The sequence below is a fragment of the Cylindrospermopsis raciborskii Cr2010 genome, from assembly GCF_003367075.2.
GTDB classification, from domain to species: domain Bacteria; phylum Cyanobacteriota; class Cyanobacteriia; order Cyanobacteriales; family Nostocaceae; genus Raphidiopsis; species Raphidiopsis raciborskii.
On sequence record NZ_CP065936.1, the window covers coordinates 1,394,968 to 1,409,826 of the forward strand.

14 protein-coding genes are annotated in these 14,859 nt (G+C 40.9%); 3 read left to right on the top strand and 11 right to left on the bottom strand.

Annotated elements, in window-relative coordinates; all coding sequences use genetic code 11:
* Position 1: 1 nt before the first annotated feature.
* From C6N34_RS06425 to C6N34_RS06450, 6 genes are read right to left on the bottom strand one after another with little or no spacing between them, the layout of a single operon-like run.
* Positions 2–589 carry a DUF4040 domain-containing protein gene (locus tag C6N34_RS06425; RefSeq protein ID WP_115539387.1) on the bottom strand — a complete coding sequence of 196 codons (588 nt, stop codon included), beginning with the start codon at positions 587–589 and terminating at the stop codon, positions 2–4.
* Positions 582–872, bottom strand: a complete 291-nt coding sequence (locus C6N34_RS06430; RefSeq protein WP_115539386.1) for a monovalent cation/H(+) antiporter subunit G — start codon at positions 870–872, stop codon at positions 582–584. The genes C6N34_RS06425 and C6N34_RS06430 overlap by 8 nt, the downstream gene beginning before the upstream one ends.
* Positions 856–1,119 carry a hypothetical protein gene (locus tag C6N34_RS06435; protein ID WP_115539385.1) on the bottom strand — a complete coding sequence of 88 codons (264 nt, stop codon included), beginning with the start codon at positions 1,117–1,119 and terminating at the stop codon, positions 856–858. Before C6N34_RS06435 ends, C6N34_RS06430 begins: the two co-directional genes overlap by 17 nt.
* Before the next feature lie 2 nt (positions 1,120–1,121).
* Complete coding sequence (locus tag C6N34_RS06440) at positions 1,122–1,505, bottom strand: Na+/H+ antiporter subunit E (protein WP_115539384.1); 384 nt, start codon at positions 1,503–1,505, stop codon at positions 1,122–1,124.
* Positions 1,502–2,959, bottom strand: a complete 1,458-nt coding sequence (locus C6N34_RS06445) for a cation:proton antiporter (protein WP_115539383.1) — start codon at positions 2,957–2,959, stop codon at positions 1,502–1,504. The genes C6N34_RS06440 and C6N34_RS06445 overlap by 4 nt, the downstream gene beginning before the upstream one ends.
* A 21-nt stretch (positions 2,960–2,980) precedes the next feature.
* Complete coding sequence (locus C6N34_RS06450; RefSeq protein ID WP_096547717.1) at positions 2,981–3,316, bottom strand: cation:proton antiporter subunit C; 336 nt, start codon at positions 3,314–3,316, stop codon at positions 2,981–2,983.
* Between the two features lie 235 nt (positions 3,317–3,551).
* Here C6N34_RS06450 and C6N34_RS06455 point away from each other — a divergent pair, with 235 nt between their 5' ends.
* Positions 3,552–4,670, top strand: a complete 1,119-nt coding sequence (locus C6N34_RS06455) for an ATP-binding protein (protein ID WP_115539382.1) — start codon at positions 3,552–3,554, stop codon at positions 4,668–4,670.
* Positions 4,671–4,754: 84 nt separating this feature from the next.
* Here C6N34_RS06455 and ilvC read toward each other — a convergent pair whose 3' ends face one another.
* The gene (gene ilvC, locus C6N34_RS06460) at positions 4,755–5,750 is read right to left on the bottom strand and encodes a ketol-acid reductoisomerase (protein WP_115539381.1); all 996 of its coding nucleotides are present in this window, start codon (positions 5,748–5,750) and stop codon (positions 4,755–4,757) included.
* 217 nt (positions 5,751–5,967) lie between these two features.
* Here ilvC and C6N34_RS06465 point away from each other — a divergent pair, with 217 nt between their 5' ends.
* Positions 5,968–7,326 (top strand): NAD(P)/FAD-dependent oxidoreductase, encoded by a 1,359-nt coding sequence (locus tag C6N34_RS06465; protein WP_115539380.1) that lies wholly within the window; start codon positions 5,968–5,970, stop codon positions 7,324–7,326.
* On the opposite strand, the gene C6N34_RS06470 is transcribed toward C6N34_RS06465, so the two are convergent.
* Positions 7,327–10,101 (bottom strand): cation-transporting P-type ATPase, encoded by a 2,775-nt coding sequence (locus C6N34_RS06470; RefSeq protein WP_096545956.1) that lies wholly within the window; start codon positions 10,099–10,101, stop codon positions 7,327–7,329.
* Between the two features lie 189 nt (positions 10,102–10,290).
* Positions 10,291–10,929: a class I SAM-dependent methyltransferase gene (locus C6N34_RS06475; RefSeq protein ID WP_096545958.1), complete on the bottom strand. Its 639-nt coding sequence runs from the start codon at positions 10,927–10,929 to the stop codon at positions 10,291–10,293.
* Between the two features lie 78 nt (positions 10,930–11,007).
* Between C6N34_RS06475 and hemH the strand changes: the two genes are divergently transcribed.
* A complete protein-coding gene (hemH, locus tag C6N34_RS06480) occupies positions 11,008–12,171 on the top strand; it encodes a ferrochelatase (RefSeq protein ID WP_057177332.1) in 1,164 nt (387 codons plus the stop codon).
* Between the two features lie 122 nt (positions 12,172–12,293).
* On the opposite strand, the gene purB is transcribed toward hemH, so the two are convergent.
* Both purB and C6N34_RS06490 read right to left on the bottom strand, forming a co-directional pair.
* The gene (gene purB, locus C6N34_RS06485) at positions 12,294–13,589 is read right to left on the bottom strand and encodes an adenylosuccinate lyase (protein ID WP_057177333.1); all 1,296 of its coding nucleotides are present in this window, start codon (positions 13,587–13,589) and stop codon (positions 12,294–12,296) included.
* Between the two features lie 169 nt (positions 13,590–13,758).
* Positions 13,759–14,859, bottom strand: a complete 1,101-nt coding sequence (locus tag C6N34_RS06490) for a homospermidine biosynthesis protein (protein ID WP_006277976.1) — start codon at positions 14,857–14,859, stop codon at positions 13,759–13,761.

Consider the following 14,859-nt stretch of genomic DNA (forward strand, 5'->3'; position numbering starts at 1 on the left):
TTCATGGGTGTTTTTCCTCCGGTACTAAAATATCAACATATTCTAAATTTTTTAACCCTGTATTTCTTGGCAGGATTTCACTCTCAATGATGTTATAAACACGGTGAACTCTAACTTCTGTTTGATAATTCTGGTTTTCAGTTTTTGTTGGCTCATCCCTAAATAAGGTGGGGAAACAGGTAGCATGAACCTCTTTAGAAATTAAGGCATTTCGGAGAGCTTGTTGATTGTTGTAGGTCAGAACTTCCAGTCTCATATAATGTTTACTGAAAACCCGGCGAAAATCCTCTATTAGTTTTTCAATCCCCCCATCTTGATTTTCTACTATTAATTCATTTTCCATTACCCCTAAACGTAAAACCAAAGAAGAACGTACTGCTATGGCATACAAAGTTACAGATAACATGGTACCCATTAATGCCTCTGTTAAAGCTACATCAGCCGCCCCTAAGACTGCATCTACCAAAGCGGCGATCGCACCTAAGACTCCGCGCAAAATTAATCCATGATAGGGGTTAACCTGGGTAACCAATAAACCCGCAGTTAGGGGTAACAAAGCAACAATTATATAGAGATAAGAATCATTCATTTTCCACCTCTGGGGTTATATCTTCCGTTGAGCAATGGGCAATTACATAACCCAACATAGTATTCCAAATCGCCAGGGAAATAATTGCCAAAAGTAGTAGTGGCCATTTACTGGGAATTATGAATAAAATGGCAAGTATGATCAGCATTGAACCCAGGGTATCAGCTACAGAAAGTCCATGCAATTTGAATAGTACTGATTTATCACTAACTAAATGGGAAGTTCCCCAAAACCAGAATAAAATCCCAATTGTCATCAAGATATAACTAATAAGATCCATCATTTAACCTCCTTATCACATGTGCTAATAACATAAATCCTGCATTTCCCAAACTTAAAATAATTGCCGCTACTACTCCAATCATCCAATCATCTCGCACAACAGAAATGACTAAAATTATGATTGATACTTTACTAGAAATACTACCTAGAGACAACATTAATTGCCAGGTATTATCTGTTTTCCATACCTCGTAAATGGGAATTAACAAACCAGCAATCATTGCTACTAAAACAATTTGTAAATACATAGTTATTTTTTACCTCCAGGTTTAATTTGATGGACTTCGTAAAATCCCCGTTCATTATGATTAAAAACAATAGTTTTAGGTGTGAACGTAATCAGAAATATATCCATGAATATCAGTAAATATGAATGTTTATTTTTCACATTTTCTCTGATAATTTCTTCCTGATAATGGGGAAACAAGATGATCTCAAACGCCTCTTTAAAACCTACAACAATGGCAACTAGTACCTGACCAAATACTCTTAACCATTCCGTAAATTTTGCCCTGGAACTGTAACCTCTAGGTAGTAAAAATGCAATAGCTACGCCAATTATAATATTAACGGTGCTAAAATCAGCTGTCAGCAAAAACCAAATTGTCAGTCTTAGTATTAAGTGCCCAATCATGATAATGCCATCCCAAATAAAAAGATTAAGGTTAAACTCATTACACCTACTAAATGTTCAAACTTCTCCAATGTATGTGGTAGATGAACAGCTAATTGTGGAGCTAACTTTTGCAGAATTAAATGATATATCAGCCAACCAATTACAGTAGTGACAATTGCTTTAAGTATATCCCCAAAATTGTAGGCTGGTAAATATACAATATTAGTAATGAATAAACCAGCAATTAACACAATTACTGCTATCCAAAACCCAGATTTTACATCTTGTTTAGTCCCTAGCTTATCATTGAACTTATGGGGAAGAAAAATGAATTTAGCAAAAAAAATCGCTGTGCCTAATGCTGCGACATTCATGGCGACAAACTGCCAAGATGTGAAGTTTCTCAAAGTCAAAACCTTGGCAGGAAACCCCGCCAATAAGGGAAATCCAGAAATCGATAAACTGGCAAGAACTAAGGGTATCCAAACCACAGTATTAATTGATTGAGATTGCAGCTCCTTAAAGTTACGTGTCGGTAAAGAACCAACAATTAAAAACAAGGATGATTTAACCATTCCATGGGTTAGTGCATAAAATCCTCCTACCTCTGGTGCAGCTAAAATAAATCCCAACTGGGATATAGTTGAGAAGGCTAACATCCGTTTTGTATCTTTTTCTAAAATCGCATAATATACACCCATTAAAGCTGTTCCTGCGCCAAAAATTACCACAATATGATAAATATTTTCGTCTATCGCAGCGCAACGTAATAGGGGTAAAAGGCTGGCCTTAACTACAATACCCGAAAGTATTGCAGAAACTGGTGTTTCTGATTCAGCGTGAGTGACAGGTAACCATAAACCAGAGACAAAAACTCCTGCTTTAACTAACAGTCCCAACAAAATTAATGCTATGGCTTCTGGTGGTGCATTTTTTAATGCAGAAAAACTAAAAGATAAGCTTTTTTCATAAATTAATACAGCCCCCATGAGATAAAATAACATAGAAATGTTGCTAACAAATAGATAGCGCAAACCTACCCAAATTGAGCGATCACTCCTACTATATGCTATCAATAAAAATGCAGCTATTCCACTTACTTCTAATGCCACATACAAACTGATAAAATCTGCACATATAAAAGCCGCATTCAAACTGCCATGAACCAATAGAACTTGGGCATAAAAAAAGGCATTTTTGTCACTTTTCCAACAGTATAAAACTACTGCAATTGTTACCACAGCATTGGTTAAGATAAAGTAGCCACTTAACTGGTCAACCACTAAGGTGACCCCAAAACTGTTCAATAAATTAAGTTGAATTTGTGGTTTATTAATTAATAGCCCTATACCATAAACAGCACTAGCTAATGTACCTAAAAATGCCAGGTGTCTATTAAGTCGTGGGACCAAAAAAACCATAAATCCCAGAAAAAATGGGATACCTACCCAAACCGTTGTTATAGTATTCATCTTTATTAATCCACGTTAAATTTATGGGGCGTTATTCTTCTCGATTTCATCAATTTCTAAGGTAGGATTATCTCCAGCTAGTTTCATTACTCCCACCAGCATCAGAGCTTGAATTGAAAAGCCAATAACTATTGCTGTTAAAATAACTGCTTGGGGAACAGGATCAGCATAATTACCTTTTTTCACTTCCCCAAGAATGGGAGTAAATAAACCTGCTTTGGATGCAATAAAGACGTAAAAGGCTATTACCCCCGTACTCATCACATCCATGGAGATGATCTTCATCACTAGATTTTTTTTGAAAATTATCCCAAAAAATCCCAACAATATTGTTAGCAACACACATGCTTCCATTATCATAATTTTATACACCTCTTAATCAAAATGAACGTAGGTTGGGTTGAAGTATGAAACCCAACACCCCCATGGGTTTCGCTCCTCAACCCATCCCACAAATAATCATGCCTCCCCACTCAGGTAGGAAAATTTATATTTGGAATTTTAAAGTGTTATAATATTAATAGCACCATTTTTTAGTGCTGTCTACCTGCTCAAGTTCAATAATAATTATAGTAATGATAGTAAATAAGTTATGTTTCTAATGTCAACAGCTACGGAGGAGAAATCTGTTAACTTTGATTTATCTACCCCATTACAATTAATTGGTCGTTCTCACGAGTTTGAGCTTATTACAAACATACTTTTACATGATAGGGACTTATTAATCACGGGAGTACCTGGTAGTGGTAGAAGAACATTGGTTAAGATTGCAGCTCAAGAGGTAGGCGCTCTAATATTAGAAATAGACTGTATTCGTGCGATCGATGGAGAGAGACTACTGCAATTGTTCACAGAAACAATTAATCATAATTGGGAGGTGAGCAAAATTGAGACATGGGTGGAGCAAAATGGTGGAGAATTGTTTATTTTTAATACAGAAACTAGGCTCAAATTATCTCATGGTCTCAATGATAAAAAACTGTGGCAGGCATTTGTTATGCTATTGGACTTGTTGCAAAATATAGCCAACGATTTAAATCGAAGAGTGGTATTAATTTTGCAAAGTTTTCCCCATATTCGCTCTTGGGATCGTCATAATGTATGGGAATCTACCTTGAGACAAGAAATTAATAGTCATCCGGATGTGAGTTATGTTATATTAGCGACAATTGCCGAAACAAGCCATCATCAAGATGAGGAGAAGTATGCAATGGAAAAAATTGAATTAGCTCCTTTAGAAAGGGATGTTATGGCAGTTTGGGCCCGGGAAGTTTTGGAAAAACAAAATCTTAAATTTGATCGTCATTCTCAAGCACTAACCATATTTTTAGATGCGGTTCAGGGGAGCATTGGTGATGCGATGGCATTAATTCATAGACTATCGAGTTTACAACATGAACAAGGATTAATTAAAGAAGAAAAGGTCAGACAAGTAATAGAAGCAATGCTGAGGGATTTATCCATAACTTATGAATCTTTATTGATGTTACTACCCGGTAATCAGATTCACCTTTTAGAATGTTTAGCCATAGATCCCACAGACAAACCTCAAAGTAAAGAATATATTCAAAAACATGGACTTTCTCGAGGTGGAACTTTGCAAGGTTCCCTAACAGGACTACAGACTAAGGGTTTAATTTATAGTGCCCAACAGGGTTATAAATTAGCACTACCTCTATTAGCCTTATGGTTAAAACAAAGACTAAATTAAGCAGCTACCTGGAGGCAAGCCAGAACGCTGTAAACAAGCTTGATGGGCAAAGTACTGAATAGGCGTTCTGGCTAAAGCTATTAATTAAGCTTTCTTCAACCAACTAAACATGGCGCGTAAATCCTTGCCAACTTCCTCAATGGGATGTTCAGCTTCCTGACGACGCATGGCTGTAAAACCAGGTTTGCCAGCTTGGTTTTCTAAGACAAACTCCCGTGCAAACTGTCCAGATTGAATTTCACTGAGAATCTTTTTCATTTCAGCCTTGGTTTGGGCAGTTACAACCCGGGGACCACGAGTATAGTCTCCATATTCGGCGGTATTAGAAATACTATCACGCATGGTCGCTAAACCACCCTCAACAACTAAGTCAACGATCAGTTTAACCTCATGTAAACATTCAAAATAGGCCAACTCTGGTTGATAACCAGCTTCGATTAGAGTTTCAAAACCTGCTTTAATTAATGCACTCAAACCACCACACAATACTGCTTGTTCCCCAAATAAATCCGTTTCGGTTTCTTCCCGGAATGTGGTTTCTAACACACCCGCCCTAGTACCACCAATACCTTTAGCATAGGCCATAGCTCGGTCTCGTGCTTTACCTGTAGCATTTTGATATACGGCAAATAGGGCTGGAACTCCTTGTCCCTGTTCGTAGGTACGACGGACTAAATGACCAGGACCTTTAGGTGCAACCATAATTACATCCACATCCCCTGGGGGAACAATCTGCCCAAAATGAATATTGAATCCGTGAGCAAAGGCTAAAATATTTCCTGCTTCTAAATTAGGCAGGATTTCATTTGTGTAAATTGTCTTTTGTACTTCATCAGGTAATAATATCATGATTAGGTCAGCAGCTTTAGCAGCATCAGCTACGTTTTTTACGGTTAACCCAGCTGCTTCAGCTTTTATAATTGATTTGCTACCAGGATACAAACCTACAATGACATTTACACCACTATCCTTTAAGTTTAGCGCGTGGGCATGACCTTGGGAACCATAACCAATAATAGCTACGGTTTTTCCCGCTAAAAAGTCTAAGTTGGCATCCTCATCATAATACATACGCGCCATGAAAGCATCTCCTGTTTATCAAAGTGGTAAATAAATTGTCGGTTCATCATCATACCTCAATTTGCTCACCAGCTATCCCATGGGTGAGCAATGATTATTCCAGGTTACCTTTATTTTTCCTTCAAAAGTTCACAATTAACAGAAATGTTTGTGACAACTTTGATACAAAAATGTTAAGAATAGTTACAGCAGCAGTAATATAAGGAAAATAATTGTTATGATTGAATCTTCTAGCAATACCCCACCCCATCATGTGGTAATCGTAGGTGGTGGTTTTGGCGGACTATATGCGGCTAAAGCATTAGCTAAAACTAATGTGAATGTAACGCTAATAGATAGGCGGAACTTCCATTTGTTTCAACCTTTGCTTTACCAGGTGGCTACGGGGGCTTTATCCCCTGCGGATATTTCTTCTCCTTTGCGTTCCATCCTAAGTAAGAACAAAAATACTACGGTTTTATTGGGGGAAGTAAGTGATATTAACCCTGAAGATCAGACGGTGATGGTGGGAGGTGAAGCAGTTCCATACCACACCCTGATTGTGGCTACTGGTGCAAAGCATTCTTATTTTGGTAAGGATAACTGGGAGGAGTTTGCACCCGGGTTAAAAACCCTAGAGGATGCCATAGAAATGCGCCGACGGATTTTTACCGCCTTTGAAGCAGCAGAAAAGGAAACTGATCCAGCTAAACGGCGGGCTTTGTTGACTTTTGTGGTGGTTGGTGGTGGTCCCACCGGTGTGGAATTAGCTGGAGCTATTGCTGAATTGGCTAGAAAAACCCTGAAGGAGGATTTCCGCAATATTGATACCTCGGAAACTCGGGTTCTACTGTTGGAAGGTTTAGATAGGGTTCTTCCTCCCTTCGCACCGGAACTTTCCCAAACAGCGGCAGATTCTTTGGCGGAGTTAGGCGTGGAAGTGCAAACCAAAACTTTGGTCACTAATATTGAAGATGATATTGTTACTATTAAGCAGGGTGATGAGGTAAAAACAATTGCCGCTAGAACCGTATTGTGGGCAGCTGGTGTGAGTGCTTCACCTATGGGCAAGGTCTTAATGGCAACAACCCACGTCGAATGTGACCGCGCTGGTCGTGTTATGGTTGAACCAGATTTGAGTATTAAAGGATACCCAAATATCTTTGTTGTTGGCGATTTGGCTAACTTCTGTCATCAAGGTGGTAAACCTTTACCCGGTGTTGCACCTGTAGCTATGCAAGAGGGAGAATATGTAGCCAAGCTAATCAAAAACCGTCTCTTAGGAGAAGGGACTCCATCATTTAACTATATGGACAGGGGTAGTTTAGCTATGATTGGACAGCACTCGGCAGTTGTAGATCTGGGCTTTATTAAAATTAGGGGTTTCTTGGCTTGGTTGTTTTGGTTGTTTATTCATATATACTTCTTAATTGAGTTTGATAACAAGTTGGTTGTGATGATTCAGTGGATGTGGAGCTATTTTACTCGCAGTCGCAGAGCTAGACTAATCACTGGCAAGGAAATTATCAAACATGCTTCAGATGAAGAGCAAGCAAATTATAAGCCTTTGCATGCCAAGCAACCAATGAATGTTTAATTAGAGGTTATCCCGCCTATTCCCATTTAATTTTATTTGTTTGGGGAGATAGGGCGGGGAGGAAGGATCAATCCAATTGCTCAGAACTGCTATTGGGATCATGGGTAGTATCGGTAGCAAGCAAACCAGCCATTGGTACGAAGTCAAAGGAGCTGTAGCAAATAAGACATTCATTACACTCCACTGACTAAAGAGAATTTGTAGAGCTGTTGCGATAGTAGTTCCTAGAATAAGAATCGGGACATTAGGGATCCCACTAGCTCGACCACGAAAATACTGAACAATACTCGTACCCAGTTGGCTGATGCTAATCAAATAGATCATTCGAGCTGCAACCAGAGCTTGAATTGCCATGGTGCGAGCCAGCACTATATTTGCTGTCTGAACCTTGACCCATTCAAAGATTCCGAAAATCAAAATCCAATTGAACAGCGACACTAACACAATGCGTCCGAGCAGTTTTGAAGTTAGTAATCCTTCATTAGGGTTGCGGGGTGGCTGTCCCATTGTTCCTTGGGATATAGGTTCGAAAGCTAGAGGAACAGTCATTGTAATTGAGTTAATCATATTCAACCACAGAACCTGCAAGGGTAAAATTGGCAATTCCCTTGCCAACAAACTACTAATCAAAATAGTCATAGATTCTCCGCCATTGACGGGTAGTAGAAAGGCGATCGCTTTGCGTAAATTTTGATAAACAGTCCGCCCTTGTTCCACTGCGGCTTCAATGGAAGCGAAATTATCGTCAGTCAACAGCATGTCAGCAGATTCCCGTGCAACTTCCGTACCATTTTTACCCATTGCAATACCAATATCAGCTTTTTTTAGGGCTGGGGCATCATTAACACCGTCACCAGTCATTGCCACGATATGGCCTTGGGCTTGGAGTGCTTCTACTAGTTGCAGCTTTTGGAATGGGGTAACTCTGGCAAACACTGAACCTTCAGCTGCTGCTTGTTTGATTTCCCCTTCGTTCATTTGAGCTAATTGTTGCCCTGAAAAGGCAATTACTCCAGCAGCAGTTTTAATCCCCATTCGTTGTGCGATCGCCCGTGCCGTGCCAATGTGATCACCGGTAACCATCTTAACTTGAATGCATGCTGACTGACAGACATGAACCGCAGCAATGGCCTCCGGACGAGGTGGATCAATCATGCCCTGTAAACCCAGAAAGACCAGGTCAGTTGCAATATCCTCATGATCGATTGTGTGCTGATCCGACGATAAGAATTTTTGAGCAAAGGCCAGCACCCGTAAACCCTGACTCGTCATTGTCTCGACCTCTTGTTTGATTTGGGTAGGTTTGAGGGGAATCTGTTGCTCCTGGGCATCAAGCATTTGGGTACAACGACTCAGCAAAGCCTCTACCGATCCTTTTACATAAATGATCCGAGACTCGGCATTGTGCAGGGTCGCCATGTATTGATAATCAGATTCGAACGGAATTGCATCCAATCGAGGTTTGTCGGCGGTAAGTTGCACCTGAGTGATCCCTGCTTTTTCCGCTACAGCAATTAAGGCCCCTTCCGTTGGATCACCAACTACTGACCAATTTGTTCCCATTTGTTTTAGCCGGGAGTCGTTACATAACACCCCTGCCATTAAACAATCTGTTAAGACGGGCGCGGTTTGTTTGCCCTCAAAGGCAATCTGATTCTCATCCTTGACCAAAGTAATATCACCCTTTGGACTATAACCGCCACCACTGACGCGATAGTGTTGACCTCCCGCATAAATTGCCTGCACGGTCATCTGGTTTTCTGTTAAAGTTCCAGTTTTATCTGAACAAATCACCGTCGCGCTACCTAACGCTTCCACTGCTGGTAACTTGCGAATGATGGCATTGCGTTTGGCCATACGATTGACTCCGATGGCCAAGGCAATGGTCACGACAGCAGGCAGTCCTTCAGGAATAGCGCTGACTGCCAATGCTACCGCCACCTCAAACATATTCACCCAAGACTTGCCATGTCCCAGTCCCACTACAAAGGTGAAGGTTGCCAAAGTCAAGATAGCATAGAGCAAGGTGTGGCTGAATTTCTCAAATTTACGGGTCAGGGGCGTACTTAGACTCACTCTGCTTTCCATGGATCGGGAAATTTCTCCTACCTCTGTCCTATTGCCAGTGGCCACCACAATGCCTTCTCCCTGGCCAAGGGTAACGAAACTCCCGGCATAAGCCATGTTTTGACGTTCAGCTAGTGGTTTCTCAGCCGGGATAATTTGGATTGATTTCTCAACCGGAACGGACTCCCCCGTTAAGGCTGATTCATCTACCTGTAAGTTGCGAACCCGCAATAATCTCAAATCCGCTGGGACTTTATCCCCCGATGTGAGCACAACTAAGTCCCCAGGCACCAGATCTCTGGCCGGAATCCTCATAGGTTGCCCCTCTCGCAATACAATGGTTTCAGTTGTAAGGACTTTGGATAGACTGGCGATCGCTCCTTCTGCTTTGGTTTCTTGCACGTAGCCAATAACGGCATTGATCACCGTTACTCCCCAGATGACGGTTGCATTTATCCAAGAACCGAGAAGGGCCTTCACGGTTCCAGCTAGTAGCAAAATGTATAGAAGTGGTTGATGAAACTGTAGTAAGAATCTTAACCATTCTGGTTTGCCCGGCTTAAATTGCAGTTCGTTCCGGCCATACTTTTCATAGCGTAGAGCCACTTCTTCTGCGCATAACCCAGTCTGTGCGTTACTCTTAAGATTTTCTATAATCTCAGAGCAAGAAAGTGCATGATAAATTTTAGATGCGGAATGTACAGCCATGGTTTTTCCCAATCATGATTAAGTAGAACACGATCTAGCTGGCCACGCCAAAATAAGAATACCCCCCGATTCATCCCAACGGAACGGTGGAGCAGAAACCTTTAAATTCGGCGTTAACACTCATAGGTCTGTTCCCACAATACTTATATTGACTAATTAACGAAAGCAACTTGGCTTTAGACCAATTTTCTACAATTTAGAACTGCCTAAAACCCCTTTGACAACCTGTAGGCTACCTCCAGCATATAATACTGGTCGGCCCACATCAAAACCATTTTCCTTTAGTAACCCGACTACATCTGTTTTGATCCACTCCCAAGCTGTTGAAGTTTCAAATAACCAAAAGAATAATGATAAACCTGGCCAAAATAGGGGATTAGTGGGAGGATGAAGGTCTACTAAAGTGAAAATTCCTCCTGGTTTTAATACCCTGTTTACCTCTTGGATAATTTTCCTCCGTTGCTCAATTTCCATCTCGTGTAAAGCAGCACTGGTGTGTACCACATCAAAAGTATTGTCCTCAAAAGGCATATCTTCTGCCCATGCCTCTATATATGTAGCATCTGGCACGTTATTTTTCGCTCTTTGTAATGATATGGGGGAAGCGTCTAATCCGGTAACATGGTGTGATAACTTGACTAAAAATGCAGTGGCTTGACCACTACCACAACATAGATCTAAAATCCGAGTGTCAGGGTTTATTGTTAAACCTTGAAGAGCCAGTTGACGAAAACGCTGCTCCCCACCCACGGTTAACGCAGCTACACTAGATATGCTATCATATAGCCACTGGTAACGATAACTCAAATCCCTAAAAATTGTCGCCATTGAAATCTTTCCTGAGCGTTAAGCTTTATATTTATTAATAATAATAAAAAAAGTAAGGATTGGGGGCAAGTAACTGCTATGAGTCGTGTAGGCGTATTATTACTCAATCTTGGTGGACCTGACAAACTGGAAGATGTCGGGCCATTCTTGTATAACCTATTTTCAGATCCCGAAATTATTCGCCTACCATTTCGTTGGATGCAAAAGCCATTGGCATGGTTTATTGCCACGAGACGCACAAAAACTTCTCAGGCCAACTATCGGCAAATTGGTGGCGGTTCACCACTTAGACGCATTACTGAAGAACAGGGAGAGGCTTTAAAATTTCAACTCCATGGTATGGGTAAGTCAGCTACAGTCTACATGGGGATGCGTTATTGGCATCCCTATACAGAAGAGGCGATCGCCCAAATAGGGGAGGATAAAATTGAAAAGCTGGTAATTTTGCCATTATATCCCCAATTTTCCATTAGTACCAGTGGTTCTAGTTTCCGACTATTGGAAAAACTCTGGCAAGAAAATCCCCAACTTCAGCCACCAGAATATACGGTTATTGCTTCATGGTATAAGCAACCGGGCTATTTAAATGCCATGGTGGAGCTAATTAATGACCAGCTACATCAATTTCCCCATCCGGAGAAAGTGCATATCTTTTTTAGTGCCCATGGCGTACCCAAAAGTTATGTTGTGGAAGCTGGTGATCCCTATCAGCAAGAAATTGAAGAGTGTACAGACTTAATTATGCGAACTCTTAACAGTACAAACAACTATACTTTGGCTTATCAAAGTCGTGTTGGTCCTGTGGAGTGGTTGCAGCCATATACGGAAGACGCACTCAGAGAGTTAGGAGCTAAAGGGGTCAGAGATTTGGTGGTTGTACCCATTAGTTTTGTGTCTGAACACATAGAAACCCTGCAGGAGATAGATATTGAGTATCGGGAAATAGCTCATGAAGCAGGTATTGAGAATTTTAGACGTGCAGCTGCACCTAATACTCATCCACTGTTTATTGAAGCCTTGGCCCAATTGGTGGTTGATGCTTTGGAAAAGCCCAGTCTAAAATTATCTCAAGTTACCCAAATGAGGAAAAAGGTAAAAATGTACCCTCAAGAGCGTTGGGAATGGGGATTGACAACCAGTGCTGAGGTATGGAATGGTAGAATTGCCATGTTAGGTTTTATAGCTCTGATTATTGAAATAATTACCGGTAGGGGTTTACTTCACGCCATAGGACTCTTGTAGGATGGGAGCAAGCCCTACCTAACTCTCGTTTTTACCCATCAACCCTTTCTAAGGTGTTCTGGCTAAAGCTATAACCTAACCCAACTAAGCCAGAACGCCTACCCAATTCTATCAATATATAACTAGATACCTAATCGCTCATACACTTGATCTAAATATTTTAAGTGCTGCTTTGCATCAAAGCAGGCATCTATTTCCGAGTCAGATAATTTTTCTCGGACACGCAAATCTTGGGTAATGAGGTGACGGAAGTTACCTTCTGGGTTGTTCCACGCTATGTGGGCATTTTGTTGAACTATGGCATAGGCTTCTTCTCGCCTAGTTCCTTTGTCTATTAAGGCCAGTAAAACTCTTTGACTAAACACTACTCCACCATAGCAGTTAAGGTTTCTTGCCATGTTTTGTGGATACACCAAAAGATTAGTGATTAAATCAATGATTTCATGGAGCATAAAGTCAGTTAATATACAAGCGTCAGGAAGCATCACCCGCTCCACAGAACTGTGAGAAATGTCTCTTTCATGCCATAAAGCTACGTTTTCTAATGCTGCACCCGCATGACTTCTGACTAGTCTAGCCATACCAGTTAGTCTTTCGGAACGAATGGGATTGCGTTTGTGTGGCATGGCACTGGAGCCTTTTTGTCCCTTGGAGAAGTATTCTTCCACCTCCAAAACATCAGTTTTTTGTAAATTGCGAATTTCTACGGCAAAGCGTTCTATGGAAGCTGCTAAAAGAGCTAGTTGTTGTACAAACTCAGCATGAATATCCCGAGAAATTACTTGGGTGGAAGCAGTATCAGGTTTGAGTCCCAGTTTTGCACAGGCGATCGCCTCTACACGTGGTTCTATGTTAGCATAGGTTCCCACCGCTCCCGATATTTTACCCACCGCAACATTTTTCCTGAGTAATTGTAACCGCTCCTGATGTCGGAGAACCTCAGCTAACCAACCAGCTAATTTAAATCCAAAGGTAATTGGTTCCGCGTGAATCCCATGCGATCGCCCAATCATTACAGTATAACGATGTTCATGAGCCTTAATGCGAATTGCCTGGATGAGATTTTCCACCTTTTGACATAATAGATCCAAACTAGCGACTAACTGTAGTGCTAATGCTGTATCCAAGACATCCGAGCTAGTTAAGCCCAGATGAATATAACGCCCTGCATCACCTACATATTCATTTACATTAGTGAGAAAAGCAATCATGTCATGGCGAACTTCTGCTTCAATTTCTAGTACTCGCTTAGGATCGAACTTGGCTTTAGCCTTAATTTCATCCACCGCTGCTAGGGGAATATAATCCAGTTCGCCCTGAGCTTCACACACAGCAATTTCCACTTGTAGCCAGGTTTGTAACTTATAGGATTCACTCCACAGATTGCCCATTTCGGGCAAGGTATAACGCTCAATCACATTCAGACATATAATACAACTGTCATATTTTACTTCTAATTAGGGTTTGCATCAAATTTTTCCGTAGGATTATTTTAAATAACATTTACACACGCCTAAAATAAAACTAGAGAAAAGAATTTGACATTGGCAGTCCCCCCAATCCTAAAAGGGGGACTAATATTATCTATTATGCTTCCACTAGAACACGCTGTTTTGCTGCCAAATAGTCTTTTTGTAAGGTGTCTAATAACTCTTCTCGTCTGTCGTATAATCGTTTTAGAGATCGTGGTTGACCCTGATTTAATGCGTATGCCGTAATCAAAGGCAGGGCAATTGTACTATCAGTGTAACAAACTATTGTACTGGGCAACTCGTCAGGATCTATTTTACCCCAACTCACCGCTTCTGCTGGAGTTGCACCAGACAATCCACCAGTATCTGGACGTGCATCTGTAAATTGAACAAAGAAATCATGTCCTCTTTCTTCTAAACCCAGGACTTCGTGAATTTGTGGTTGGGTCTGAAGGAGAAAGTTTTTGGGACTTCCACCACCCAGAATCACCGCTGCACTTTTCCCCTCTCCTTCCCTTGCTCCGTAAGCAATAGCCGCAGTTTCATTTACATCAATAGCTGGATCTAATACCAGCTTTGAACCCTCTAACGCCAAGGCTGCTACATTCATCCCTATAGAACTATCACCGGGAGAAGAAGTATAAATAGGAACGCCATATTCATAAGCTGTAGCTAGGAGACAGGAATTTTCTACCCCCAACTGCTTTTCCACTTCTCGTACATATTTGCCAAGCAGGTAGTGAAATTCAGCCGTTCCCATGCGCTTTTGAAAGGGTTCTGCTTGCAATATTTTACGAATAAAAGCATCAGTTTCTAGTAGCACATCATAACCGAAGATAATGTCATAAATTCGGATTGTTCCCTCTTCCCGTAATTTAACATCATCCAAAAAGGGACTACCTGCAAACAGGTCAAAACCTAAACCATAGTGCATATCATGATAAAGATTGGCACCGGTGCTAATCATCCAGTCGATATAACCATGACGAATTAAAGGAGCTAAAGCGGAAACACCAAATCCTGCTGGTGTCATAGCACCAGAAAGACTTAATCCCACCGTTACACCCGGTTGGAATATATCCTCAGTTAGTAATTTACACGCCTCTCTTAACCGAGCTGAATTATAAGCAGTGAAGTAGTTATTAATTAAGTCAACTACACTAATATTCGATGAAATTGGTGCGGGTGCAATTTTTTTACCTTGTTTCTTTGACAT

What these genes read in the sequence shown, in the direction of transcription:
- C6N34_RS06425 (WP_115539387.1), bottom strand. Translation starts at nt 589, where the DNA reads ATGAATGATTCTTATCTCTATATAATTGTTGCTTTGTTACCCCTAACT.
- C6N34_RS06430 (WP_115539386.1), bottom strand. Translation starts at nt 872, where the DNA reads ATGATGGATCTTATTAGTTATATCTTGATGACAATTGGGATTTTATTC.
- C6N34_RS06435 (WP_115539385.1), bottom strand. Translation starts at nt 1,119, where the DNA reads ATGTATTTACAAATTGTTTTAGTAGCAATGATTGCTGGTTTGTTAATT.
- C6N34_RS06440 (WP_115539384.1), bottom strand. Translation starts at nt 1,505, where the DNA reads ATGATTGGGCACTTAATACTAAGACTGACAATTTGGTTTTTGCTGACA.
- C6N34_RS06445 (WP_115539383.1), bottom strand. Translation starts at nt 2,959, where the DNA reads ATGAATACTATAACAACGGTTTGGGTAGGTATCCCATTTTTTCTGGGA.
- C6N34_RS06455 (WP_115539382.1), top strand. Translation starts at nt 3,552, where the DNA reads ATGTTTCTAATGTCAACAGCTACGGAGGAGAAATCTGTTAACTTTGAT.
- ilvC (WP_115539381.1), bottom strand. Translation starts at nt 5,750, where the DNA reads ATGGCGCGTATGTATTATGATGAGGATGCCAACTTAGACTTTTTAGCG.
- C6N34_RS06465 (WP_115539380.1), top strand. Translation starts at nt 5,968, where the DNA reads ATGATTGAATCTTCTAGCAATACCCCACCCCATCATGTGGTAATCGTA.
- C6N34_RS06470 (WP_096545956.1), bottom strand. Translation starts at nt 10,101, where the DNA reads ATGGCTGTACATTCCGCATCTAAAATTTATCATGCACTTTCTTGCTCT.
- C6N34_RS06475 (WP_096545958.1), bottom strand. Translation starts at nt 10,929, where the DNA reads ATGGCGACAATTTTTAGGGATTTGAGTTATCGTTACCAGTGGCTATAT.
- hemH (WP_057177332.1), top strand. Translation starts at nt 11,008, where the DNA reads ATGAGTCGTGTAGGCGTATTATTACTCAATCTTGGTGGACCTGACAAA.
- C6N34_RS06490 (WP_006277976.1), bottom strand. Translation starts at nt 14,859, where the DNA reads ATGTCAAAGAAACAAGGTAAAAAAATTGCACCCGCACCAATTTCATCG.